Here is a 24824-nt window from a genome sequence, read left to right on the forward strand (position 1 = left end):
GGGGAAGCGGCTGGGTTGCTCTCAGCCTCAAAAAGCGAGAGGGGCGAGAATTTCCCGCCCCTCAGATGGCTGGATTGCCTGGATTGCCCTATCCGAGGTCGCCCAGGGCTTTAGCTACGGTGTTTACGTCCTTGTCGCCCCGGCCAGAGGAGTTGATCACAATGCGGGGGTTGCCCGATAGCTGGGGACAAAGGGTTTCGAGGTAGGCAAAGGCGTGGGCGGTTTCTAGGGCGGGGATAATCCCCTCTAGGCGAGACACCCGCTGGAAGGCATCGAGGGCTTCCTGGTCGGTGACGCTGTAGTATTCGGCCCGTCCGGCATCCTTGAGGAAGCTGTGTTCGGGGCCAACACCGGGGTAGTCTAGGCCCGCGCTGATGGAGTGGGCTTCAATCACCTGGCCATCGGTGTCTTGCAGCAGATAGCTCATGGCTCCGTGGAGCACGCCGACCCGTCCGGCGGTGAGGGTAGCCGCGTGTTTGCCGCTGTTGACACCGCTGCCCGCCGCTTCGATGCCGATCATCCGCACGCTGGTATCGGGGATGAACTCATTGAACAGGCCCATGGCATTGGAGCCGCCGCCCACGCAGGCGATCAGGATATCCGGCAGGCCGCCCCATTTTTCCTGACACTGGACGCGGGTTTCTTCGCCGATGATGGCATGGAAATCGCGCACCATCATGGGGTAGGGGTGGGGGCCAGCCACGGATCCGAGGATGTAGTGGGTGGTTTCCACGTTCGTCACCCAGTCGCGGATGGCTTCAGACGTCGCGTCCTTGAGGGTGCCTGTGCCAGCGGCCACGCCCCGCACCTCAGCCCCCATCAGCCGCATCCGAAACACGTTCAACGCCTGCCGCTCCATGTCGTGGACGCCCATGTAGATGACGCACTGGAGGCCAAAGCGGGCGCACACCGTAGCGGTGGCAACCCCGTGCTGTCCGGCCCCGGTTTCGGCAATGATGCGCTGTTTGCCCATGCGCTTGGCCAGCAACACCTGGGCCAGGGCGTTGTTAATCTTGTGAGCCCCAGTATGGTTCAGGTCTTCCCGCTTCAGGTAAATGTCGGGGCCTTGGCCATCGGGGCGGCGATAGTGGGCGGTGAGGCGTTCCGCAAAATACAGCGGGCTGGGACGCCCTACATAGTCGGCCAGCAGCCCATCGAGTTCCGCTTTGAACCCAGCCTCATCCTTGTAGCGATAGAAGGCTTCCTCCAGTTCGCTGAGGGCGGGCATCAGGGTTTCGGGCACATACTTGCCGCCAAACTGGCCAAAACGGCCCAGGGCATCGGGGCGGGGCGCATCAATGGAAGCGGCGGACGGACGGGGGGAGAGCGGCGTTTGGGTCACAGGACATGGGGGGTGAACGGAATAGCCCCCATTATAGGGAATCCCCTTCCCCTGAGGCTAGGCCAGGGCTTTTCTAGCCCCCCGCTCCCCGTGGGAGCGGGGCAGGGGGTGAGGGCTGACCCGTGGGAGCGGGGCAGGGGGTGAGGGCCACCTACCGCAATCGTTCTAGCAGATGATCCCCCACCCGCAGGGCGTTGGCAATCACCGTCAGGCATGGCCCCACGCTGGGGATGGAGGGGAAAAAGCTGCTATCGACCACGTAGAGATTGTCGAGGTCGTGGGTGCGGCAATTCAGATCCAGCACCGAGGTGGCGGGGTCAGTGCCCATTTTGCAGGTGCCGCACTGGTTGGCCATCACGGGCAGGGGCACTTCCCCACGGGGGTGCATTCCGGCGCGGGAGAACAGGTGGCTGTCTTTTTCCACGGATTTCAGCACATCCAGCCAGCGGTAGACCAGGCGATCATGGGCCTCGGCGTTGTTGGGGTTAAAGGTGATGTGGAGCTTGCCCTTTTTCACCTCCACCCGATTTTTGGGGTCGGGCAGTACCTCCGTCATCACCCACCAGGCGATGGATCGGTTGGCCAGTTGCTTGAGGCCAAAGTTGGGCATCAGCTTGGTAATCAGAGACAGCACCGGGGGCGATTCGGCAAAGATGGCGTCTTGCAGCACGCCGCCCATGTTCTGAATATGGCCCATGGGGTAGTGGAATTGGTTGTCGCCCCAGTAGTAATCGTTGATGCCGACGGAGCGAGGGAACTTGCCATCGTGGCCATGGGCGGTGATTTCCACGATGGAACTCATCCGCATTTTCATCAGGTTGCGGCCCACCTGGTCGGAGCCGTTGGCCAACCCCTGGGGGTGCTGGTCGTTGGCGGATTGCAGCAGAATCGCCGCCGAGTTCACCGCCCCGCAGGCCAGCACCACAATATCGGCAAAAAACAGGTAGGGCTGACCCGCAACTTCAGCCTGCACCGCTTTCACCGCCGTTCCGGCTGGGTTGGTGTGCAGCCCCGTCACCTTGGCCTCGGTTTTCAGGGCAACATTGCCAAAATCCAGGGCTGGCACCACCCCAAACACCTCCGCATCCCCGGTGGGGTCGTCCTCCCGCAGGGAGAGGGACATGGGCAGCGGGTAGGGGCGGCAACCATGCTTGGCGATTTCCTCCACCACGGGCTGCATGGTGGCGTTGTGGGGCACCGCCGCAAAGGGAAAGTCGCCGCTGCGGCTGGGTTCGGTGGGGTCGGCCCCGGCTTGGCCATGGACTTGGTACAGGGCCTCGGCCTCGGTGTAGTAGGGTTCAAAGTCGCGGTAGCTCAGCCCCCATTCCGGCGAAATCCCGTCTTGGTGGGCCACGGTTTCAAAGTCCTTCTCCCGCATCCGTTGCAGAGCCGCCCCATAGATTTTGGTGTTGCCGCCAATGGCGTACTTCATTTGGGGGGTGAAGGGTTCGCCCATGTCGTCGTACCACTGTTCGGGGGCGTGGTAGCGCTGCTTTTGGAAAATGTCCACATCGCTAATGTTCTGTTCCGCCAGGGGCATCGCACCGCCCCGCTCCAGCAGCAAAATTCGCTTCCCCGACGGTGCCAACTTGCGGGCCAAGGTGCCCCCTCCGGCCCCGGTGCCAATGATGATGACATCGTAGTGCTGGTCGTCAATAATCATGGGGAAGTCCTCACGGCGGATCACGGGGCATATCGCTAGAACGATAGACAGGGGCGTTCTATCGACGAGCTAGCGCCATTGACAGGCTAACGTTAACCAATCTACTGAAAATCCTCCGTCGAGGCTGTCTTTTTCCTTTCAATTACAGATTTCCCCCCGCCCGTGTCGCTGCCTCAACCTGAATGGAGCCAAGCTGGTCGGGCACTTGGATCGGGGTGGATGGGCCGAACCTCTGCCGAAACCCCAAAAACCTTATAGATTAGGTAATTAGGGAACACTAGAGAAAAACGAGGACACCCACATGCGGGTATTGTTGATGACGGGTAAAGGCGGCGTGGGCAAAACCTCTGTGGCGGCGGCTACGGGCCTTCGCTGCGCCGAGCTGGGCTACAAAACCCTGGTGCTGAGTACCGACCCAGCCCACTCCTTGGCCGATAGCTTTGACATGGAACTGGGCCACGATCCGCGCCTGGTGCAGCCCAACCTGTGGGGGGCCGAACTGGATGCCCTAATGGAACTGGAGGGCAACTGGGGAGCGGTGAAGCGCTACATCACCGACGTACTGCAAGCCCGTGGCCTAGAGGGCATCGAGGCCGAAGAATTGGCCATCCTCCCCGGCATGGACGAAATTTTTAGCCTGGTGCGGATGAAGCGCCACCACGACGAAGGCGAATTTGACGTGCTGATCATCGACTCGGCCCCCACCGGAACCGCCCTGCGCCTGCTGAGTTTGCCGGAGGTGGCGGGCTGGTACATGCGGAAACTCTACAAGCCCTTCCAGGCCGTTTCGGAGGTATTGCGTCCCCTGGTGCAACCGCTATTTCGCCCTGTGGCCGGGTTCAACCTGCCCACCAAGGAGGTCATGGACGCCCCCTACGAGTTCTACGAGCAGTTGGTGGAGCTAGAAAAAGTTCTCACCGATGCCGCCACCACTTCGGTGCGTCTGGTCACGAACCCGGAAAAAATGGTGCTGAAGGAATCCCTCCGCGCCCACGCCTACCTGAGTTTGTACAACGTGGGGACAGATTTGGTGATTGCCAACCGCATCATCCCCGAAGAGGTGCAGGATCCCTTCTTCCAGCGGATGAAGGAAAAGCAGCAGGTATACAAACAGGAAATCCACGACGATTTTCGGCCCCTGCCTGTTAAAGAAGTACCCCTGTTTGCTGAAGAAATGTGTGGCATCGAAGCCCTCCATCGCCTCAAGGACACCCTTTATAAGGACGAAGATCCGGCCCAGGTTTACTACAAAGAAACCACCCTGCGCGTGGTGCAAGAGGCCAGCAGCTACAGCCTAGAACTGTACCTGCCCGGCATCCCCAAGGACAAAATTGAGCTGAGCAAATCCGCCGACGAACTCAACATTCGCATCGGCAACCACCGCCGCAACCTGGTGCTGCCCCAAGCCCTCGCGGCCCTGCAACCCTCCGGGGCCAAAATGGAGGATGACTACCTCAAAATTCGCTTTAGCTCAGCGGCCTAGGCTCAGTTTGTCATTCAATGGCGGCTTCTAGTTGTTTGGAGGTTTTGGGGAGCCAAAAGGACAGCGCCAAGCAAATCAGACACAGCCCAAAGGCCAGCAGCAGGGTGTACTGCATGGCCGATAGGGCGGCGGTTTTGAGGATGCTGGGCAAGGCAGGCTGGATGGCATCGGGCAGAGCGGCAAAGATGCCTTGGCGGTCGCTGGGGCGCAGGGTTTGGATGGCAGTTTGGAGGGAGCGAATGGCCTGACGGCGCACCGCCGGGTCGAGGGTTTGGCCCAGTTCTGCCAAAATGCCATCCACAATCTGAATGGAGGCAATGCCGACGAGAATCGTCCCCAAGACACCTCGCCCCAGGGATGCCCCCAGATTTTGGAAGGGACGGTAGACCCCTCTAGCCTCGGCTTTTTCCTCCTCCTGGGTATCTGTGAAGGTGAGAGAGGTGATGTAGGTCGAAAAGATGCCTGTCCCCAGGCCAAAGACCACCAGAGGAGGCATGAGGCGAAGTAGGGTGAGGTTTGGCCCCATGGCCCACCACAGCAGGAGAATACCCAGAGCCTTGATGCCCAACCCCCACTGAAGCAGCCACCGATGGGGTTGTCTGGGACGCCGTTTGGCCAGGGTCAACAACACCCCCAACTGAGCAATGGTGACGGGGGCCACAGCGATGGCCGTTTGAAAGGGATTGAGCCCCATCACCGCCGGGATGAACTGAAACAGGTTGAACTGCACCCCCACATGGAGCAGGGTATGGAGGGTGCCAATGGTAAGACCGAGGGCGTAGATGCGGCGGTTAAACACGCCCATCCGCAGCAGCGATTCTTCTCCCCGGCGAATGCGCTGACGTTCCCAAAAGGCCAGCAGCCCCAGGCAAATCATCCCCGCCGCCAGCAGCACAGGCACCACGGAGATGCCTAGAGGAGCCAGCCAAAAGCCTCGCTGATCTGGAATCCCTTTGGGCACCCACCAGCCCAAGTCGGCGGCAAGGCTGAGCCCCACCAGGGTGCAGCCAAACCCCGCCACCGAGAGCAGCCCACCCACCCAGTCCACCGCCATGGATCGGGTGGGCTGGTAGCGCAGCAGCGGCCATACCAGCCTCGCGATGATGGGAATCAGCAGGAGGGCAATGCCAAAGGGCCAGCGCCAGTTCAGTTGATAGGCCATGATCCCGCCCAAAATAGACCCGGTCAAAGCTCCAGAAATTCCGGCCACCGTGAGGGCCAGTAGGGCATATTTTTTGGCGACGGTATCGGGGTAGCACCGATCCATCAGCGCCACGGGTGTGCTTACCAGCACCGAGGCCGCTAGTCCGGTGCCGCCCGCTAGGCCCAGGGTAAACAGCCCCATATTTTGGCTAATCATCACCAGGCCCAGGCCCAGGGCAAACAGGGCCAAGGCTCCATTGAAGACCCACTTGCGGCCTAGGCGGCGGCTGAGGTTTTCGGCAGTGGGGGTAAAGGAAGCCGTCAGCAGCGACATCATCACCAGGGCCGATTGGATATAGCCCACCGTAGACTGAAACTCCTGCACCAGCGAGGGCATGATCGGCTGCACTACCCCCACGGTATAGGAGAGCATAAAAAACGTCAGCCCCAGGCCAATGGGGCCACCCCACCGCTCGAATCGGGTGGAGGCTAGATCGGTGGAGGTTGGCGGCTGGGCTGGGTTGTTTTCCATCGCGGTTGGTCTTCTGCGTCCTCTGGCCCTCAATCATAGGGGAGAGGTTGAGGGGAAGGCTAGGCAGTGGCCTAGGTCTGTGGCCATAGGCCTGCGGTTGACCGCCAGCGTTGGCCCCTAGCCCCACGGACGAAGAACTGCCACAGGAATCTGCGCCCCCCAGGGAAAAGCTAGGTATACTTTGACTTTCAGAGGGGTCTAGGGTGGAGACAGGCCCAAGCAGAGATGCCGCCACCCAAGAGCACCCACCGGACGCCACACACCGTCTTGGGGGAGCAGCCCTAGCCAGCATGGAGAGGAAACGAACGTGTTAAGTCTATTGCTGTCGTTGTCTTGGCTAGGAGGCCCTGCCCTAGGGGTAGCTCAGCCTCCAGCGTTGGTGGAACCCGTGGCTCCGTCCCAGCCCCAACTCATTGCCCAAACGGCCCCTAGCCCCTACCGGGTGCCTGCGCTTCAGGCCGATGCCACTGGGCGACTGTGGGTGGGGTCGTGGAATGGGTTGATTCGCATTCACCCCGAAACCGGAGCCATTGAGCGGCGCGTGGCTATTCCTGGTCGCACCCTAGAATCCCTGGCCATGGATCGGGTTGGGCGAATTTGGGTCGGCAGTGCCCTGGGTTTGGTACGGGTGGATCCACGCACCAACGAGATAACCGCCCAAAACTTTACGCTGCCCTCCAACCGAGTGCTAGCCCTGCAACTCGATCACCGAGGCTTTTTGTGGGCGGGCACCGACCGGGGCCTTGCCATGATCAGCCCCGACCAGGGCCTGCTGATGACCACCCTGCAAGACCTCCAGGGCGTTAGCGCCAATGCCCTCAGCCTAGATGGCAACAACCATCTATGGGTGGGCACCCTAGATGGCCTAGTGCAAATTAACACAGCCAATGCCTTTCCTATCGGTCGGGTAGGCAACCTGCCGGGGGGAGCCGTTCAAGCCCTGGCACTGGGGCCTAGGGGGAACCTCTGGGTTGGTACTCCATCAGGGGTGTTTGTGGTGGATCCAGTGCGGGCGGAACTGGTGCGTTCTGTGTCGGCTATGCGCGATAGAAACGTTCGCACCATTGGCTTTGACGCCAACCGCAATGTTTGGGTCGGCACCAGCGAAGGGCTGTTTCACCTCAAGGCCGACAGCGGCGAACTGCTGGGTCGGGTGCCGCTGCTGCCCTCGGGCCAGATTCTCTCCGTTGCTCCGGGCGTTGGCAACAAAGTTTGGGTTGGCACTAGCGAGGGCCTCGGCTGGGTTAGCCAGATGACGGGGCAGGGCAACCCCCATCGCGGCCTGGTCAACCCTCAACTGTTGGAGGCCCAGCGTTAGCACCATGGCCCGTGACCTCCCAACTTCGATGCCGTCTCAGCGCTATCAACTTCGCATTGATCTTCTAGATAGCGATCCGCCCATCTGGCGCAGTCTATGGGTGAGGGCCAACACGCCCCTAGCCGATCTTCCCGCTCTGTTGGCAGCGGCGATGGGGTGGTCGGGGCGGGCTGAAACCCAACTCAAGGCTCCACCCACCCTAGATAACCCCACGATGGCCGAGGAGAATGGCGACCTATCCACCGACCTATCCACCATGCTGCGCCAGCCAGGAGATAGCCTGCGCTACCTCTATGCACCCACCCTGGGTTGGCTGCACCGAGTCACCCTGGAAGCGGTGGCTCCGGTGGACAATGCCCAGCCTTTGCCCTGTTGCATTGCCGGAGAGCGTCACTGTCCGCCAGAGTTTTGTGCGGGAGTCTGGGGTTATGAAGACCTTCTAGATCGCCTAAACGATCCAGAAGATCCTGACTATGCCGATCTATGGGAACAGACTGGCTACGACTTCGACCCTGAGAAATTTGATCTTGTCGCGGCTAACCAGCGGCTCCAAGTCCTCTTTCTCCCAAGCCCGCCACCCCCTGAAGGCGATGAATAACCTTCCGCTATCCCATCGGCCCATGTAGGGGGTAAACGGCGAATCTGCACCTGCTAACCGTCGGTTGTGATGCGGCTAATCAGTTGCTGGAGAACAGGATCAGCTTGATCATTGGCAACTTGACAGGTGCCCGCATTGACATGACCACCGCCGCCATACTCCAGCATCAGCTCGCCAATGTTTGTTTGAGAAGTCCGATTAAAGATGGATTTTCCCGTCGCAAAAACCGTATTTTGCTGCTTTAGCCCCCACATGACATGGATGGAAATGTTGCAGTCGGGAAAAATGGCGTAGATCATAAATCGATTACCCGCATGAATCACCGCTTCCTGCCGCAGATCGAGCACGACTAGATTGTTGTAAACAGTGGCGCAGCGCTGAATCTGCTGCTTAAATTTAGGCTCCTGCTCAAAGTATAAATCTACTCGTTCCTTGACATCGGGCAGAGCCAAAATGTCATCAATTGTGTGGGCTTTACAGTAATCAATTAGCTCCATCATCAGGGTGTAGTTTGAGACCCGAAACTCCCGAAATCGCCCTAACCCTGTGCGGGCATCCATCAAAAAGTTCAGCAGCGTCCAACCCTGGGGATTGAGCACATCCGCCAGGTCAAACTGGGCAGAATCAGCCTTGTCCACCGCCTCCATCATGGCCTGGGAAATGGCGGGAAATCGATCAGCCCCGCCATAGTAGTCGTAGACCACACGGGCCGCAGAGGGAGCTTTAGGGTCGATGATGTGGTTGTCGCGCTGGCCTTGGTTGCGCACCATTTCGCTGGCATGGTGATCAAAGGCGAGGTGAACCCCTTCCACATAGGGTAGGTTGGTAGTAATGTCGTTCGCCGTTACATCCACCTTGCCATCCTGCATGTCCTTGGGATGGACGAATAAAATATCGTCGATTAGCCCCATATCCTTCATCAACACGGCACACACTAAGCCGTCAAAATCGCTGCGGGTGACTAAACGATGCCGAGCACTGGTCACAACCATAGCCTTGGTCTCCAAATACAAATCGGGAAGCCCAGCCGAAGCGCAAGCTAACCCTAGGATTCCCAAATTGTACTCGCTGGTAACGGGAGACAACGCAGGTGCATGGCCGGAAGACTCAGGGCGGGGCGTTCCTTCAGCTCACGCAGCTTGGGGGGCGAGTTGACATCCCCCTTTAGCCGAAAAGCGATGCCCAAAGTCTGGTTGCCCTGGCCCCAGGACGCTGCTAACGGGGAGGAGAGTAAGGGATGACCCACTGGGGACGACAGGGAAACCTGATTGACGGGCAAAAGAGCCCAGATGGACCCCCGAAAGCCTTTACTCCGGCCCTCTGCTGAGGGGGTGAGGGTAAGGACGTACATCATTGGTCAGGCAACCAGCAGAAGAACAGGCCCTAGGTCAAAAAATAAGTTCCGCAGATCCACGTAGATTTTACAGAAACTTTACAGACTTGCGAAGGCATCTGAACTTTAAGTAACTACCGACTTAGCCTCACAACTTCCGTTCTTCGACTAGATATCCTAATAGCGATGGTTAGATCTGACTCACCTGCGCTACCCTGATTCACATACAGATCCACCCTACCCCAACCCTTAGCGCGGTCAGAATCCATCGTTTTTCATGTGGTATTCTGCTTTCCACAGCCATATTGCTCTCCCCCAGGCGTGCGTTTCCCTCTTTACGATCACCAGTAGAAACGACTAGGAGACCTCCTAGGACTATCATGAATCATGCAGAACGAGAGACAATTGACCTAGATTTAAGTTCCTTGGGGTCTTCGGTACGAGAATCAGGAGTCTTTGCAGCAGGAGCCTTCGCCATTTGTGTGGCTGTAGCTGCCTTTGCGACCACTCGCATCACGCCTCAGTATACCGCTGACGCCAAACTACTCTTTACCAAGGTAGACCGAACCGCTGCCCTGACGGGGTTAGGGGGCGGAGAAACCGGACAGCTCCAATCGCTTTTGATCGACCAAACTCCCCTCAGCACAGAAATTGAAGTGCTGCGTTCGCGGCCTCTCCTTCAGGCCACCATTGAAGCTTTAGATCTAAGGGATGAAGAGGGTGATCCCCTCAGCGCCGATAATTTAAGTCAACGGCTAGACATCAGTATTATTGGCGGCACTGACGTACTATCCATTCTGTTTACCGATACCGATCCTGAAACTTCCGCTAACGTCGTTAATACCTTAATTAATCAGTATCGAGAACAATCTATTAATACTAATCGAGCTGAAACACGAGAAGCCAAAGAGTTTTTGATAGCGCAGCTTCCTCAAACTGAAGCTGTGTTGCGTCAAGCTGAAGTAGATCTACAAAATTTCCTAGAGCAAAATCAAATCGGTGTATTAGAAGCCGAGGCTAGATCCCTCGTCACTAAAATCGAAACGATTTCTAATCAGATCGCTACCGTTCAGGCCAGCATGGAAGGAGCTGCCACAGAATCTAATACACTGCAAGGTCGCCTCAATTTAAACCCTCAAGATGCCTTGATTGTAGGAATACTGAGTCAAAACCCTGGTGTACAAGAAGCCATTGTCGCTCTGCAAGCTGTAGAGCGAGATCTTGCTACTCAACAGGCTCGGTTTAGCAACGATAGTCCCGTTGTTCGCCAGTTGCTCTCTCAACAGCAGTCTTTGCAAACTTTCCTTCAACAACAAATTCAACTTGCTGGAGGAGCACCCAATGCACCCAATGCACTTATCCAAGGCACTCCTAACCAACAGAATATTACTCAGGCTCTCATACAACGATACCTAGATACTGAGATTGAGTATATTGGTCTGAGGCAACAACTCAGTGTCCTCCAGAATTATCAGGCTCAGTATCAATCTCGCCTCATCAGTGTTCCTTCTCTTAGTGCTGAACAGCGTGCCCTAGAACGTCAAGTGGCGGTTGCTGAAGAAACCTACAGCAACGTCCTATCTCGTCTCCAGGAGTTACAAGTGCGAGAAAATGAGACAACCTACAATACCCGCATTGTTCAGCTTGCAACACCTCCAGAGGAGCCTGATTCTGGAATGAAGCTGAAGCTTTTAGCCTTCGGTGTTGTGGGTGGGGCGTTACTAGCGATTGCAATTATTCTAGTGTCGGAAGCTTTGAAATTTAGTAAATCCTTCAATAAACGTTCAGCCTAGGATAAAGAGCTGACCATTCATGGAAATCGTTAAAGTCGCCAGATTCCGATAAGCCTCAAAATTTCAGGCAATCATATCTAGCAATACGGCCAGAGTCTACCTCCAAACCGAATAATAACAATGGCAAAAATTAAAATTAACGTAATGAATACGCTTGACAAGTTCGAGCGAGTATTTAGCGTTATTTCCCTCATCCTCTACATGAATGCGGTTGTTCCTTTATTTATTATTCAAGGAGCCAGCGAAGGGGATGGGGTTGATCTTTTTGCCTTCAATTACACTCCATTAAACTTGCTTTTTATCACTAACTACCTAATAACGCTGACTTTGCTTATTTTGCGGTGGAACAAAACGCTAGTCTTTGCTATTAATAACGTTTTGTTCATCACCTTAATCTTAATGGCACCCCTGTCCTATGTCTGGTCAGCCCTGCCTGATCGAACTATGTCCGCTTCTATCGGCATCATGGGCAGCACCATGTTTGGATTCTATGTCGCAACCAGATTTAGTTTCCGCGAACAAGTTCGGCTTCTGGCCTGGGCTTTTGGCGTAACTATTGCCCTTAGCTTTGTTTTTATTGTCGCACTGCCCAAATATGGAATTATGGCTGCCGTACACGCCGGATCGCTGAGGGGAGTATGGACGCACAAAAACGGCATGGGAAAATTTATGGTGTTAAGCAATGCCGTATTCCTCATGCTCCTACAATCCAATGCTAAGCCTAAGTGGTATCTGTGGATAGGTTTATTGTCGAGTCTCATGTTAACTGTGGGATCTAACTCTACTAATGCTCTGGTTAATTCGATCTTGGCTATCACCATCATTCTTTTTCTCAATCAGGTATTTAAACTAGAGAATGATAAATTTTCAATCGTAGCTGTTCTTCTCGTTATGTTTCTTTCTGGCCTAGTCATTACCTTCAATGATATCGCTGGAGCATTACTAGGCTTAGTAGGAAAAGATCCCACCTTAACTGGACGTACAGACATTTGGGCTTTGGTCATAGAAAAGATCCAGCAGCGGCCCATTCTGGGTTATGGATTTGCTGGATTTTGGCAAGGTCTTCGTGGCGAGTCTGCCTCTATTATCAGGGCATTAAGATGGCCCGTTCCTAACTCTCACAACGGCTATCTAGACTTTATCCTTCAGCTTGGGTTAGCTGGCTTTTCACTGTTCTTAGTCATCTACTGGTCTACCTTAGTCAGAGTTTATCTCCTGCTGCGCCAATGCTTCTGTCTAGACTATCTCTGGCCGCTCATTGTTCTGATATATCTCATCCAGATCAATATTGCTGAGCCATCTCTTCTCGCGCAGAACGACTTTTTCTGGATTCTTTTTACAACTATTGTTGTTTCTGCATCTGCAGAGTTCAAGAGTGTTTTTCAGCGAAGAAGTATTACTCAGGTATATCAGAGCAAAGATATTTCCAAAAAAGCAGCTACCATTTCCTCTTGATTTCGCGAACCCCCAGCTTTCCTAGAGAAACATCATGAGCCCTATCCTATGAACCATTTGACCAGCAAGATAGCAATCAAGGGCAACCTAAAGGGTCTTCTTCGCTGGACAAAGTGGTTTTTGATTGCTCTATGTGCTGGCCTTCTCGCGTTTACCCTTACCGTTAGCTGTAGGGCGACATCAGCAACTAATGGGATTCAGGAAAACTCAATTCCACCTCGATATATCCTAGTCGATCAGTTTGGTTACCGCCCCAACGACCGTAAGATGGCCGTTATTTCGCAGCCATGCTTTCTTCACACCGATCTAGAAGAGGCAGAGCGGTTAACTGATGCCTACAGCCTAATTGAGATCAGCGGGAATACAGAAAAGATAGTGTATGAAGCTATTCCAACGCTGTGGAACAATGGGGAAATTCACAACCAATCTGGTGATTGTGCTGCCTGGTTTGACTTTTCCGAAACTCAGGACGTTGGCCGCTATATCATCCAAAATAATCGCACTAAGGAAACCTCGTGGCCCTTTTACATTAGACCCGACATTTATCGAGAAATCTTAGTTGCTGCTACACGCATGTTTTTCTATCAGCGTAGCGGCTTTCCCAAACATGCACCCTATGCAGATCCTCGTTGGACAGATGATGCCGCCTTCATTGGGCCAAGGCAGGATACGGAGGCTCGCTTTGTCGAAGACCGACAGAATACTGCCCTGACTAGGGACATGCAAGGGGGATGGTTTGATGCTGGAGATACAAATAAGTATGTCACCTTTGCATCAACAGCCGTCCACCAATTACTCGATGCTTATCAACAAAATCCCACCCTATGGACTGATGATTTCAACATTCCTGAATCAGGAAATGGAATCCCTGATCTCCTGGACGAAGTCCGCTATGAGATAGAGTGGCTAAAGCGTATGCAGGCCGATGATGGCGGTGCATTTATCAAGATTGGGACAGTAGACTTTAGAACATTCGAGCGACCAAGCCTAGACCCACGACCACGCTTTTATGCTCCCCAATGTTCCTCTGCCACGATTGATATCGCCAGTATGTTTTCCCATGCAGCGCTGGTTTTTAAGTCGGTTCAACCTCTATCTGGAGATGTAGAGGATCTTCAAAATCGATCTATCAAAGCTTGGCACTGGTACCATAGTCACCCTCACCAAACGGATTGTGATACCCAAGTTGTTAAGTCAGGCGATGCCGATAGAACCCTTGAGCAGCAGGCTGACAGCGCCATTGCTGCTGCCATTTATCTATCGCGAATCACCTCTGATCCTAGCTACGAAAACTATTTAACAGAAAACCTTCGACATTATTGCTTTTACTGCCATCAAACCTGGTATCCCTACAAGCCAATTTTAGGCGATGCCCTTCTTTATTATGTGCAGCAACCTGATGTTTCTCAAACCCTGAAGTCTCGTGTGATAAAGGCTCTTGAAAATCTCACTAGACATTCCAAAACCTATGGCCTACACCCTGAAGTCACTCCTTACCCAGCTCACATGCCAGATGATCAGTATCACTGGGGCAGTAATTTTGTTCAGGCGGTCTATGGGATTACTAATTTCGATGCCTATCGCATTCTAGAGCCTTCTACACTGCGTTCACAATATTATGATAGGGCTCTGGAGGCTATCCACTATTTCCATGGAGTTAACCCATTGGGCCTTGTTTACCTATCTAATATGTATGCTTACGGCGCTAGTCACTCTGCCAATGAAATGTATCATGAGTGGTTTGGTCACGGTATTTACGATAATGCCCTTACTTCCGAAAGTGGCCCTGCCTCTGGCTATTTGACAGGCGGCCCTAACAAAAACTACACTGGCGATGCTCCTATCAACTTAGACTATCCCATGAGAGCCTATCTAGACAGCAATAACAAACGCCATTCAATGTATATATGGGAACTGACTGAACCTGGAATCTACTATCAAAGCGCTTATCTAAAGCTCCTGTCTCGTTTTGTAAGTCTTGCCCAATAAACCTTTTTTTGATATTCGACTATTCGACAACGAGTTGCAAGGGCAAAATACAGCGATGCTTTTCCTGGTGAGGTGCGCTTCAAGTTCTGAAGGTCATGTATGACAAGGATATCGAGTTTTGCGCTGTACCTCAGGTGATCCTAAAGCGCTGTATCCTCTAGATCAACTGATTAAAAATTCCGAGTAATTAAGAATCATGCTTTGAGAAGCCGCAATCTTTGCCTGATCTAAACCCAACATCATATCTGTTAATCGCGACTATGGCTACTAGCCTTGGCTTTATTTTAGTTACCCACAATCAACCCAATCAACTGCGACGCCTTGTGGATACAATCAACATTATGTTTGATTATCCCAGAATCGTCTGCCATCATAACTTCTCAATCACGCCTCTCAATCAGGAAAGCTTTCCTAAAAATGTGAAATTTGTCATGCCCCATGTCAAAACCAAGTGGGGAAAGTTTTCTACGATAGAAGCTGAAATGAGGGCACTGCGCCTACTGTACCAATGCCCTGATCCGCCTGATTGGTTTACCATCTTGAGCGGTTCAGATTACCCGATTAAACCTGCTGCTAAAATCATTCAAGATCTATCGTCATCGCCCTACGATGCCTTTATCCACCATGAGATAGTTCAGTACAACCGCCTAGAAAGCCCATGGCAACGACTAGGCTATCAACGTTACTGCACGGTCAAAACATGGGTGCCAGCCATTGAAAAAAATGGACGGCTAAAGAAAAAATTTATTACGCTCTTGGAAAAACCATCTTTGACAAAATTTTTTACCCCCTTTTCAGATTCTTTTCCTTGCTTTGTGGGCGATCATTTTTTCTGCGGCAATCATCGAGTCGCAAAATATTTACTTGATCAGCATGAAACTGCTGTGTCGCTACAAAAATACTATCAAAAACATACTATATTCCCTACCGAATCTTATTACCAAACTCTTCTTTGCAATGCTCGAGGCTTCAATTTATGTAACAACAACATGCGCTATGTTGACTGGAGCTCTGAAAATGCCCATCCTAAAACTCTTGGGATGGAAGATCTCCCGTCATTGCTATCGTCATCGGCACACTTCGCTAGAAAATTTGATTCATGTAAAGATATAGAAATTCTTAATGAGTTGGACAAACAAATCCGAGAATACTGAGATAAATTAACGTAACAGTTGCCCTTTCTTGGTCGCCCAAAATACCATTCATGGGCCGCAATCTAAATCATTATGAAGCAAGTGATTTCTAAAGTAAGATCAAAGATTAGAGATCTCACCCAAACTGCCTTCTTTAAGGACAGCTTTTGGATGTTGATCACTCGCGCTTTAAGCATGGTGATTCAAGTAGCCTACTTCATCATCCTGGCTCGATACCTTGGCTCTGAATACTACGGCATTTTTGAGGGAAGTAAAGCTATTTGGGCCATTATATTTCCCTTTGTTGGCATGGGTGCTAGTGATCTTTTAGTTCAAGATGTCTCTAGAGAAAATCGAGTTTTTTCCCAACGGTGGGGAGATGCGTTGTCCTTAGTTTTATTGTCTGCTGGAGTGGTTGCACTAGCTATCTTCCCAGTAGTAGCCTTCTTTTTCTCATCTGTGCCACCTTTATTTATATTTTTGACTCTAGTTGCAGATCTGGTTGGCTTAAAGCTATGTGGTTTTTCTGAAAGAGCTTTTATCGCAAGTCATCGCATAAAGGAGGCTGCCCAGTACGGCATGATATATACGGTCTCAAAGTTGGTCGGGGTGATGTTTCTGCCGATCATACCAGGAGATGATCGGCTGATGATCTGGGGATTTGTCTATTGTTTAAGTTCTTTAGTGCCTGCCTTTATTCTTTTATACTTAGTGCATAGAAAAGTTGGAAAGCCTATTTTTCGATTTAATTTCTTAGACCTAAATAAATTAAGTCAAGGTTTTTTCTTCTCCCTTTCGGAGTCAGCATCAAGCGTCAATGCCCAAATGGATAGGGCGATGCTGGTAGGGCTTTCCAGTCCGGTAGCGGCTGGTATCTACAGTGCTGGATATCGGTTCATTGATATGGGATACCTGCCCATTATTGCTGTGCAAGGTGCGAGTTATCCGCGCTTCTTCAAGGCGGGGGAAGGTGGTCTTCGCGGAACATTGACGCTGGCAAAGAAGCTTCTCTTGCCTGGAATCCTGTACGGATTAGCAACGATTATTATCTTAGTTCTGTTTTCTCCGTTCGTTTCTCAAATCTTGGGGCCTGAATTTGAACAATCCTCGCTAGTCTTGGTTTGGCTAGCACCTGTTCACCTGCTCTTTATCCTACAGTTTCTAGCGGCTGACTCTTTGACTGGGGCTGGATATCAAAGAGCCAGAAGCTTTATTCAAGTTAGCGCAGCTGTAATTAATATTTCCCTTAATTTCTATCTCATTCCAATCTATTCCTGGCAAGGGGCTATTTGGGCAACGTTATTCTCTGAGGTATTCAAGTCAGTTCTACTTTGGATGATCGTGTGGTTCTCCTATCAAAAGGAACGGCAAGCTCAGACCTAGAAAGCAAGATAAGCCTGGCCCCTAACTCTGAGCTTCACCTGAGTCTAGAAACTAAATCGGTCTAAAACTTGCCCCAGTTGCCTGCCAGAGGCTGAAAACGAAAAATGCTCTAGAGCATAGGCCCGAGCATTATGGCTGATACGTCTGCGTAGATCGTGATCATGCCACAGCGTATCGATGGCTTCAGTCATGCTGTCCACACAGTTTGGCTTGACAAGCCATCCCGTTTCTCCATGAATAACATAATCATCGGCCCCGTAGAGATTAGTTAAAATGAGAGGCCGACCCATCATCATGGCATCAATGATGGTTACTTGACCCGCAGCGGTAACGTCTTTTTTAGGAAGCAATGGAAGTACACTGAGACGTGCCTGCTGGGCAAGTCGGAGGCAATCGTCGCGACTGATGCCAAAGGGCAATTCAACCTGTTCTGGAACTGCAACGCCCTGAACGGCTGATTCGCTAGTGGCCACAACAGTTTTTAGGTTTAATCTCTTGACGGCTTCAAAGAAAGTTGGAAAATCCCGATGAGCAGATCCAAGCGATGTGATAAAGGGGTTCTCAGTGTCTTCATGGTATTCAATGGGAATTTCTGAGCCAGTGTAGGGGACAAACTCAAAACGACTTTTGGGCAAGCCTAGCCATTGGCTATAGATATTCACCTCGCGACGAGTATGGACGATAAAATAATTGACATCTTTTAAGCTAAACTGAGCCAATTTGCGACGGAGCCCAGTGCTGCAAGTTCCCACATTGAAGATCCACGCGATTACAGGTTTTTTACGAAATCGTAGTGCTTGTTGGAGCCCTATGGCGGCAGGCAATTGAGGATAGGCAGTTATGATGCCCTCTGTCGAGGCGTTCAAGGCGCTAGAGGCGTGTCTCATGTAGACTGACCATTCCCGTACTGAGGTGTACTTTGACTTGCGTGTGTGCCATTTTGGCAGTGGCTCTGGGCGGGGAATAATAGTTAATTCATGATTATTTCCAGGCACATAGGGAACCAGCCATGGATCGGTAGTAGTTATATTTTCAACATCGATGAAGGGTGCAGCTACAGACCATTTCATATGAACTCCTCACATCTAAGCGCAGGATTTAGGATGAATTTTAACTCAAGTGGCGATAAAAGGGTGAGCTTCTGCGCCATGGCAGTTTTTGTTGAAGCTGGACGCATTCATGAAGCCATACTTCCCTTGCCTTACAGAGACTCGCTTAATTGTAAATGATCCTACTGCTATAAATCCCTTTAAATATCTATAAAATGTCTTTATAAACTTATATCAAATGAGGACAATAAAAATTTGAGTTGAGCCAAAAGTGACATTAATTTAGCATCAAGGTAAGTAAAGGTCATGGGGCAGCGGCCCTTGCTAGCAAGGTTTTCAGCCAAATATGATTTAATGGGCACAGGCTATCACCATGGAAAAGGCAGCTATACTGTTAACCCTCAACTCATTAGCCCTCTACTGAAGAAGATTGAACTTTAGTTACAGAGAACAGCAATTTGAGGACGAACTCTGCATGGCTTAGCGTCCAATGCAGCACACAGATCTGAGATAAAGTTGCCCAGCATGGGATACTCTTGGCTACTTTAAGGGCTTATGGCCATGGCATTGACGGATATCATAGCCCATCAGCCTAGAGCATCCTAGCTAATATCCATGATAGTTGTGACCATCCATAGTTGTGACCATCCATAGTTGTGACCATCCATAAAAGTAGCGTTTGCCACTATGGGATGGGATATGGGAATAGAACTCCCACCTTATATCATGCGGTCAATTACCTCTATCTATCTTTAATAAACCTAGGGGCTACAAGATGATCTATCGTTGAGGCATCCCCATTATGTCTTTTCGTTTTTTCATTTTCCCATGACCCTCACTGCACGACTTCAAGGCACCAACCTCTACCTCATCGGCATGATGGGGGCGGGCAAAAGCAGCACTGGAACGGCCCTAGCCCAGGCGTTGGGCTATCAGTTCTTTGATACCGATGTAGTGCTAGAAACGGTGGCAGGACGGACGATTGCTGAGATTTTCGCTCAGGAGGGAGAGGATGGGTTTCGGCAGCAGGAAACGGAGGTGTTGGCGCAACTGGCGGCCTATCGGCGACTGGTGATTGCTACGGGGGGTGGCATTGTGACCCAGCGGCGCAACTGGGGCCACCTACACCACGGTATTGTGGTGTGGCTAGATGTGCCCCTGGCAGTGTTAGAGCAGCGTCTGGCTGGAGAAACGGGACGCCCCCTCTTGCAGCGGCCCGACTGGCGGCAAACCCTGGCAGATTTGGTGGATCAGCGCCAGCCCCTCTATGCCCAGGCGGATGTGCGGGTACCCATCGCGGCAGGGGATACAGTGGAGGTCATCACCGCGCAAATTTTAAGCCTTGTTGACGAAAGACTGCGGGCGGATGCTCCGGCCAACCAACTCAATTGATACACTAACGGGAGCCTATCATTTCTACCGCTAGCCCTATGGTTCAGTCTCCTGCCACTGCCGACACCATCCACGCCGCCGAGGCCACACGGGTTCAGATTCTCAGCGAAGCCCTGCCCTACATTCAGCAGTTTCGGGGCCGCACGGTGGTCGTCAAGTACGGCGGCGCGGCGATGAAGGACAGCAGCCTCAAGGCCGACGTCATCCGCGATATTGTGTTCATGGCCTGCGTGGGGTTGCGTCCGGTGATGGTGCATGGCGGTGGGCCAGAAATCAACACCTGGCTGGGCAAGCTGAACATCGAACCCCAGTTTAAGGACGGCCTGCGCGTCACCGATGCCCCCACCATGGATGTGGTGGAAATGGTGCTGGTGGGCCGGGTCAACAAAGAACTGGTGGGCCTAATTAACCAGGCCGGAGGCAAGGCCGTGGGCCTGTGCGGCGTGGATGGCAACCTAATCACCGCCCGTCCCCAAGGGGCCGAAGGGGTTGGCTTTGTGGGCGAAGTCAGCGGTGTCGATTCCCGCGTGATCAAGACCCTGGTGGAGGCGGGCTACATCCCCATCGTCTCCAGCGTGGCCAGGGACGACAACGGCCAAGCCTACAACATCAATGCCGACACCGTGGCTGGGGAAATTGCTGCTGCCCTAGGGGCCGAAAAGCTGATCCTACTTACCGACACCAAAGGCATTTTGGAGGACTACACCGATCCCAGCACTCTGCTGCCAAAACTGGACATCCAAAAGGCGCGGGAACTGATTGAGGTGGGCATTGTTTCCGGCGGCATGATTCCCAAGGTGAACTGCTGCGTTCGCTCCCTAGCCCAGGGCGTTGGCGCGGCGCACATTCTGGATGGCCGCATTCCCCATGCCCTGCTGCTAGAAATTTTCAGCGACCTCGGTATCGGCTCCATGATTGTGGCCTCGGAATTTCGGGGCTAACCTTTGCCAGATGTCGTTACGTTAGACCAACCCGCCTCGTATTCATTGGGACTATTATCCGGGCCAGCCAGGTTGAGGGACAGGGACAATTGCGACATCCTGCTATCCGTTAGCGATTAACTCATGAGCTTTTGCCTCAGCCTTGGCCAAGGGAACACGACTCAAGACTTCCATGGGGCTTGGTTTTGTGATGCCAATAACAACGGCATAGCGCTTCTGCATATCAAACCTTGTCAACAGTGAAATTAGCTTTCCCCGATACGGTGGAAGTCACGTGTTTTGCCTTACCCAAAGCACCAGTACCGGACGTGCTTAGAGAAGTCATAAACCGTGGATTGGAATCCCACTGGGGATAGCATAACCTGAGTGCAGGATGGAAAGAACGTGCCCCCAGGGGGTGCTGCCCCTAGGGGCGAGGCTGGAGCCTTGAAGATGGCACCCAGGCAAAGTCTAGATGCGAGGGCAGTCCTTTCCCAGAATCGGCTGTGGGGTTTGGGCCGAGGGCAGGGCCAAGGCTACAATGGTGAAGCTATTGCCCTTCGTCGTTTGTTGGAGCGGTCTATGACCTCTGCGGCCCCCGCCAAAACCCAGTCTGCCAAAACCCAGTACGAGGCCATCATTGGGCTAGAGACCCATTGCCAGTTGTGTACGGAAACCAAGATTTTCTCTCCGGCCTCCACCGCCTTTGGGGCCGATCCCAACACCTACATCGACCCGATTGTGCTGGGAATGCCGGGGGTGCTGCCCGTGCTCAACCAAAAGGTGCTGGAGTATGCCGTCAAGGCGGGGCTGGCACTGAACTGCCAGATTGCCCCCTACTCGAAGTTTGACCGCAAGCAGTATTTCTACCCCGACCTGCCCAAGAATTACCAGATCTCCCAGTACGACCTGCCCATCGCCGAGCACGGCTGGCTAGAGATTGAGCTGATCGACAAGAAAACCAAGGCAGCCACCCGCAAGCGCATCGGCATCACCCGGTTGCACATGGAAGAGGATGCAGGCAAGCTCGTCCACGCCGGAAGCGACCGTCTGGCGGGTTCCACCTACTCTTTGGTGGACTACAACCGGGCTGGGGTGCCCCTGGTGGAAATCGTCTCGGAACCGGACATTCGCACCGGACAAGAAGCCGCCGAATATGCCCAAGAACTGCGCCGTATCGTCCGCTACCTGGGCATCAGCGACGGCAACATGCAGGAGGGTTCCCTGCGCTGCGACGTGAACATTTCCGTGCGTCCGGTGGGCCAAGAGGAATTTGGCACCAAGGTGGAGATCAAAAACATGAACTCCTTCAGCGCCATCCAAAAGGCCATTGAGTACGAAATTGAGCGGCAGATCAAGGCCAACGAAGCAGGCGAAAAAATCCTCCAAGAAACCCGCCTGTGGGACGAAAGCACCCAGCGCACCAAGAGTATGCGCTCCAAGGAAGGCTCCAGCGACTACCGCTACTTCCCCGAACCCGACCTGCCGCCCATTGTCGTTTCCGTTGCCCAAAAAGAAGCGTGGCAAGGGGAACTGCCGGAACTGCCCGCCCAAAAGCGCAGCCGCTACGAGGAAGACTTTGGCCTCTCTGCCTACGATGCCCGGGTGCTCTGCGACGAGCGCCCCATTGCCGAGTTTTTTGAAGCCACCGTGGCCACCGGGGCCGACCCCAAACTCACCGCCAACTGGCTCACCCAGGATATTGCAGCCTACCTCAACTCTGAAAAACTCACGATTGACGAACTGCCCCTGAAGCCGGAGATGCTGGCGGAACTGGTGCAGCTGATCGAAGCGGGCACCATCAGCAACAAAATCGGCAAAGACCTATTGCCCGAACTGCTGACCCAAGGCGGTTCCCCCAAGGCGATGGTGGAAGAACGCGGCCTCAGCCAAATTTCCGACCCCGCCCAAATTGAGGCGATGATCGATGAAGTTCTCGCCGCCCACCCCGAAGAACTGGAAGCCTACCGAGGCGGTAAGAAAAAACTGCAAGGTTTCTTTGTGGGCCAGTTGATGAAGGCCAGCGGCGGACGGGTGGATCCCAAGCTCAGCAACCAGCTCCTGAGTAAAAAGCTCAATGGCTAGGGGATGAGGTTAGGGAGTTGTCAAGGGAGCACTGGTCATATCGTGGATCTCTGACCAGTGCTATCAACCGTTGTCTCTGACTATGGGGGAGAACAAAGATGCAAATCATGATCAATTTGCCACCGGATCTTGAACAGGATTTGACCCGCCAAGCCGCGCAATCCAATATTCCTTTGCAAACTTTGATTCTCAATGCCTTACGTCAAACAACAGAAAATTACCCTAAGCCCCTATCTCAGTGGACAGAGGTCATTCTGACCTATGAGGGAGTGCCTGATTTCCCCGCGTTTGAATCCTACCGTGATGAACTTCTGTGATGCATAACCTACTGATGATTACAGCCAATCAACGGGAATTTGATCGAGTTCCTGGATTAACCACCGAGAATTGGCGACAGTCCTAAAACGTCCCTTTCACCCGCGCAGGTGCCGCCTAAGATGCCATCCCCTCTGATTGAGTTTCGCAATTTGCAAAAAATCTACGGCGAGGGCAATACCGAGGTGCGCGCCCTGTGGAAAGTCAACCTGGCGATTTTTCCGGGGGAATATTGTGCCATCATGGGGCCGTCTGGCTCGGGCAAGTCCACCGCCATGAATATGATTGGCTGTCTGGATCGGCCCACCGCCGGAGACTATTACTTTGATCAGCAAAATGTGGCGACGCTGGCGGATAGCGATCTCGCCCACATTCGCAACCGCAAAATTGGCTTTGTGTTCCAGCAGTTTCATCTGTTGTCCCAGCTAACGGCGCGGGAAAATGTGGAATTGCCCATGGTCTATGCCGGGGTGGCCAAGGCGGAACGGCGACAGCGATCCCTTGCCGCCCTAGAGCAAGTCGGCTTGGGCAACCGCATCAACAATCGCCCCACCCAGCTCTCTGGAGGGCAGCAGCAGCGGGTCGCCATTGCCCGCGCCATCGTTAACCGTCCCCTGTTGCTACTGGCCGATGAACCCACGGGAGCCCTCGACACCCACACTACTGAAGAGGTGCTCAAGATTTTTGCCGACCTCCACGCCAGCGGCATCACCGTGGTGATGGTGACGCACGAACCCGACGTGGCCCGCGCCAGCCAGCGTATCATTTGGTTTAAGGACGGAGAAGTGATGAACGATCACCTCCATCCCGCCGACCTCACCTCGTTGACCACCCTGGGCACTGCTCCATGACCGCTGATGCTTTTCCCCCTGTGGCCCTGCAACCGGGCCAACTGCGTCGGATCCATCACCTGGCGCTGAATGTGAAGGATATGACGGCCTCACGCCAGTTCTATGGTGGGCTGCTGGGGCTACGCGAACTCACCGGAGACGAGGTAGATGATACCCTCAAAGCCTTGGTGGCGGCAGGTAAGGTGGCCAACTTCCTCCTGCCCGATGGCCTGATCCTCGACCTGTTCTACGCGCCAGAGCTCGATCCCCCCGACCCCGACCCCGAACGCACCTTCACCCGCGCCTATCACCTAGCTTTTGACATCCCTGCGGATCAGTTTGATCAAGCTCTGGCGGTGCTGCGCCATCACCAGATTGCCATCGCCCACGGCCCCGTCCGTCGGCCCACCGGGCGCGGCGTGTATTTCTATGATCCCGATGGCTTTATGGTAGAAATCCGCTGCGACCCCGATTAGGGCTAGCCCAGCTCAGCTAGTGCGGTGCCCTCGGCGGTGGTTGCGCTGCCGTCAGGCCCGCGATTGGAAAAGTCCAGACAAAAATGGCCTCCGGGTTTTACCCCAGAAGGCCAATGAATGGGCGTTATCGAGAAAGCCCTGACTAGAATGGGTTATCCCTGAAGCGAGGTTCTAGCTAAGGGCTCAACACCGTCCTGCGGACTGTTCTGGCGAAAACTACCAGCTCGACTTCACCACGCCGGGGAGCAAGCCTTGGTGGGCCATTTCCCGCAGTTTGTTGCGGCAAAGGCCGAAATCGCGGTAGTAGCCACGGGGACGGCCCGTCATCCAGCAGCGGTTGTGCAGGCGAGTGGGGGCACTGTTGCGGGGCAGTTGCTGAATTTTGCGGTGGATTTCAACCCGCTCTTGCTGAGATTGGGCATTGTTAAATTCCTCAAGCAGGGCTTCCCGCTTTTTGGCGTACTTGGCCACCAGTTGTTCCCGCTTGTTCTCGCGGGCAATCATGCTTTTCTTCGCCATGGAGTTTCCTAGCCGTAGAACCTTGGATTACAGACACAGTCTTCTAGTTTAAGGGATAGAGAGGCTTTGTGTA

At 53.3% G+C, this 24824-nt stretch carries 20 protein-coding genes; 14 read left to right on the forward strand and 6 right to left on the reverse strand.

The annotated features are described in order from the left end of the window. Positions 1–88: 88 nt before the first annotated feature. Positions 89–1342: a tryptophan synthase subunit beta gene (gene trpB, locus GFS31_RS13455; protein WP_198805303.1), complete on the reverse strand. Its 1254-nt coding sequence runs from the start codon at positions 1340–1342 to the stop codon at positions 89–91. 151 nt (positions 1343–1493) lie between these two features. Further along, the gene (locus GFS31_RS13460) at positions 1494–3005 is read right to left on the reverse strand and encodes a GMC oxidoreductase (RefSeq protein ID WP_198805304.1); all 1512 of its coding nucleotides are present in this window, start codon (positions 3003–3005) and stop codon (positions 1494–1496) included. A 301-nt stretch (positions 3006–3306) separates the two neighbouring features. Between GFS31_RS13460 and GFS31_RS13465 the strand changes: the two genes are divergently transcribed. Then, positions 3307–4488, forward strand: a complete 1182-nt coding sequence (locus GFS31_RS13465) for a TRC40/GET3/ArsA family transport-energizing ATPase (protein ID WP_198805305.1) — start codon at positions 3307–3309, stop codon at positions 4486–4488. Positions 4489–4498: 10 nt separating this feature from the next. Here GFS31_RS13465 and GFS31_RS13470 read toward each other — a convergent pair whose 3' ends face one another. Continuing rightward, a complete protein-coding gene (locus tag GFS31_RS13470; RefSeq protein ID WP_198805306.1) occupies positions 4499–6163 on the reverse strand; it encodes an MFS transporter in 1665 nt (554 codons plus the stop codon). A gap of 307 nt (positions 6164–6470) precedes the next feature. Between GFS31_RS13470 and GFS31_RS13475 the strand changes: the two genes are divergently transcribed. Together GFS31_RS13475 and GFS31_RS13480 are read left to right on the forward strand one after the other, a co-directional pair. Further along, the gene (locus GFS31_RS13475; protein ID WP_225907414.1) at positions 6471–7481 is read left to right on the forward strand and encodes a two-component regulator propeller domain-containing protein; all 1011 of its coding nucleotides are present in this window, start codon (positions 6471–6473) and stop codon (positions 7479–7481) included. A gap of 28 nt (positions 7482–7509) precedes the next feature. Further along, positions 7510–8079: a plasmid pRiA4b ORF-3 family protein gene (locus GFS31_RS13480; protein ID WP_198805307.1), complete on the forward strand. Its 570-nt coding sequence runs from the start codon at positions 7510–7512 to the stop codon at positions 8077–8079. Positions 8080–8132: 53 nt separating this feature from the next. Here GFS31_RS13480 and GFS31_RS13485 read toward each other — a convergent pair whose 3' ends face one another. Next, positions 8133–9071: an exopolyphosphatase gene (locus GFS31_RS13485; protein WP_198805308.1), complete on the reverse strand. Its 939-nt coding sequence runs from the start codon at positions 9069–9071 to the stop codon at positions 8133–8135. A gap of 721 nt (positions 9072–9792) precedes the next feature. Between GFS31_RS13485 and GFS31_RS13490 the strand changes: the two genes are divergently transcribed. The 5 genes from GFS31_RS13490 (at position 9793) to GFS31_RS13510 (ending at position 17165) form a co-directional block, all read left to right on the forward strand. Next, complete coding sequence (locus tag GFS31_RS13490) at positions 9793–11205, forward strand: GumC family protein (RefSeq protein WP_198805309.1); 1413 nt, start codon at positions 9793–9795, stop codon at positions 11203–11205. A 120-nt stretch (positions 11206–11325) separates the two neighbouring features. Next, on the forward strand, positions 11326–12660 hold the full coding sequence (locus tag GFS31_RS13495; protein ID WP_198805310.1) for an O-antigen ligase family protein: 1335 nt from the start codon (positions 11326–11328) through the stop codon (positions 12658–12660). Between the two features lie 48 nt (positions 12661–12708). Next, positions 12709–14649, forward strand: coding sequence for a glycoside hydrolase family 9 protein (locus tag GFS31_RS13500; protein WP_198805311.1), 1941 nt, complete (start codon positions 12709–12711; stop codon positions 14647–14649). A gap of 260 nt (positions 14650–14909) precedes the next feature. Next, positions 14910–15803 (forward strand): beta-1,6-N-acetylglucosaminyltransferase, encoded by an 894-nt coding sequence (locus GFS31_RS13505; protein ID WP_198805312.1) that lies wholly within the window; start codon positions 14910–14912, stop codon positions 15801–15803. Between the two features lie 72 nt (positions 15804–15875). Further along, positions 15876–17165, forward strand: coding sequence for an oligosaccharide flippase family protein (locus GFS31_RS13510; protein WP_198805313.1), 1290 nt, complete (start codon positions 15876–15878; stop codon positions 17163–17165). Between the two features lie 44 nt (positions 17166–17209). On the opposite strand, the gene GFS31_RS13515 is transcribed toward GFS31_RS13510, so the two are convergent. Continuing rightward, positions 17210–18235: a glycosyltransferase family 4 protein gene (locus tag GFS31_RS13515; protein ID WP_198805314.1), complete on the reverse strand. Its 1026-nt coding sequence runs from the start codon at positions 18233–18235 to the stop codon at positions 17210–17212. A gap of 807 nt (positions 18236–19042) precedes the next feature. On the opposite strand from GFS31_RS13515, the gene GFS31_RS13520 reads away from it, so the two are divergent. The 6 genes from GFS31_RS13520 to GFS31_RS13545 all read left to right on the forward strand — a co-directional run bounded on the left by GFS31_RS13520 (position 19043) and on the right by GFS31_RS13545 (position 24232). Next, positions 19043–19606 (forward strand): shikimate kinase, encoded by a 564-nt coding sequence (locus tag GFS31_RS13520; RefSeq protein ID WP_198805315.1) that lies wholly within the window; start codon positions 19043–19045, stop codon positions 19604–19606. A gap of 38 nt (positions 19607–19644) precedes the next feature. Continuing rightward, positions 19645–20547, forward strand: coding sequence for an acetylglutamate kinase (gene argB / locus GFS31_RS13525; RefSeq protein WP_198805316.1), 903 nt, complete (start codon positions 19645–19647; stop codon positions 20545–20547). A 561-nt stretch (positions 20548–21108) separates the two neighbouring features. Next, positions 21109–22611: an Asp-tRNA(Asn)/Glu-tRNA(Gln) amidotransferase subunit GatB gene (gene gatB, locus GFS31_RS13530; RefSeq protein WP_198805317.1), complete on the forward strand. Its 1503-nt coding sequence runs from the start codon at positions 21109–21111 to the stop codon at positions 22609–22611. A gap of 98 nt (positions 22612–22709) precedes the next feature. Continuing rightward, on the forward strand, positions 22710–22928 hold the full coding sequence (locus GFS31_RS13535; protein ID WP_198805318.1) for a hypothetical protein: 219 nt from the start codon (positions 22710–22712) through the stop codon (positions 22926–22928). A 120-nt stretch (positions 22929–23048) separates the two neighbouring features. After that, positions 23049–23777, forward strand: a complete 729-nt coding sequence (locus tag GFS31_RS13540) for an ABC transporter ATP-binding protein (RefSeq protein ID WP_198805319.1) — start codon at positions 23049–23051, stop codon at positions 23775–23777. Next, a complete protein-coding gene (locus GFS31_RS13545) occupies positions 23774–24232 on the forward strand; it encodes a VOC family protein (protein WP_198805320.1) in 459 nt (152 codons plus the stop codon). Before GFS31_RS13540 ends, GFS31_RS13545 begins: the two co-directional genes overlap by 4 nt. Positions 24233–24448: 216 nt before the next feature. On the opposite strand, the gene rpsN is transcribed toward GFS31_RS13545, so the two are convergent. Continuing rightward, positions 24449–24751, reverse strand: coding sequence for a 30S ribosomal protein S14 (rpsN, locus tag GFS31_RS13550; RefSeq protein ID WP_198805321.1), 303 nt, complete (start codon positions 24749–24751; stop codon positions 24449–24451). Positions 24752–24824: the final 73 nt, after the last annotated feature.

Origin of the sequence: Leptolyngbya sp. BL0902, from assembly GCF_016403105.1 — a bacterium.
GTDB lineage: Bacteria > Cyanobacteriota > Cyanobacteriia > Phormidesmidales > Phormidesmidaceae > Nodosilinea.

What these genes read in the sequence shown, in the direction of transcription:
- GFS31_RS13500 (WP_198805311.1), top strand. Translation starts at nt 12,709, where the DNA reads ATGAACCATTTGACCAGCAAGATAGCAATCAAGGGCAACCTAAAGGGT.
- GFS31_RS13515 (WP_198805314.1), bottom strand. Translation starts at nt 18,235, where the DNA reads ATGAAATGGTCTGTAGCTGCACCCTTCATCGATGTTGAAAATATAACT.
- gatB (WP_198805317.1), top strand. Translation starts at nt 21,109, where the DNA reads ATGACCTCTGCGGCCCCCGCCAAAACCCAGTCTGCCAAAACCCAGTAC.
- GFS31_RS13535 (WP_198805318.1), top strand. Translation starts at nt 22,710, where the DNA reads ATGCAAATCATGATCAATTTGCCACCGGATCTTGAACAGGATTTGACC.
- GFS31_RS13460 (WP_198805304.1), bottom strand. Translation starts at nt 3,005, where the DNA reads ATGATTATTGACGACCAGCACTACGATGTCATCATCATTGGCACCGGG.
- GFS31_RS13505 (WP_198805312.1), top strand. Translation starts at nt 14,910, where the DNA reads ATGGCTACTAGCCTTGGCTTTATTTTAGTTACCCACAATCAACCCAAT.
- GFS31_RS13545 (WP_198805320.1), top strand. Translation starts at nt 23,774, where the DNA reads ATGACCGCTGATGCTTTTCCCCCTGTGGCCCTGCAACCGGGCCAACTG.
- argB (WP_198805316.1), top strand. Translation starts at nt 19,645, where the DNA reads ATGGTTCAGTCTCCTGCCACTGCCGACACCATCCACGCCGCCGAGGCC.
- rpsN (WP_198805321.1), bottom strand. Translation starts at nt 24,751, where the DNA reads ATGGCGAAGAAAAGCATGATTGCCCGCGAGAACAAGCGGGAACAACTG.
- GFS31_RS13495 (WP_198805310.1), top strand. Translation starts at nt 11,326, where the DNA reads ATGGCAAAAATTAAAATTAACGTAATGAATACGCTTGACAAGTTCGAG.
- GFS31_RS13540 (WP_198805319.1), top strand. Translation starts at nt 23,049, where the DNA reads ATGCCATCCCCTCTGATTGAGTTTCGCAATTTGCAAAAAATCTACGGC.
- GFS31_RS13490 (WP_198805309.1), top strand. Translation starts at nt 9,793, where the DNA reads ATGAATCATGCAGAACGAGAGACAATTGACCTAGATTTAAGTTCCTTG.
- GFS31_RS13485 (WP_198805308.1), bottom strand. Translation starts at nt 9,071, where the DNA reads ATGGTTGTGACCAGTGCTCGGCATCGTTTAGTCACCCGCAGCGATTTT.
- GFS31_RS13510 (WP_198805313.1), top strand. Translation starts at nt 15,876, where the DNA reads ATGAAGCAAGTGATTTCTAAAGTAAGATCAAAGATTAGAGATCTCACC.
- GFS31_RS13520 (WP_198805315.1), top strand. Translation starts at nt 19,043, where the DNA reads ATGACCCTCACTGCACGACTTCAAGGCACCAACCTCTACCTCATCGGC.
- GFS31_RS13465 (WP_198805305.1), top strand. Translation starts at nt 3,307, where the DNA reads ATGCGGGTATTGTTGATGACGGGTAAAGGCGGCGTGGGCAAAACCTCT.
- GFS31_RS13470 (WP_198805306.1), bottom strand. Translation starts at nt 6,163, where the DNA reads ATGGAAAACAACCCAGCCCAGCCGCCAACCTCCACCGATCTAGCCTCC.
- GFS31_RS13480 (WP_198805307.1), top strand. Translation starts at nt 7,510, where the DNA reads ATGCCGTCTCAGCGCTATCAACTTCGCATTGATCTTCTAGATAGCGAT.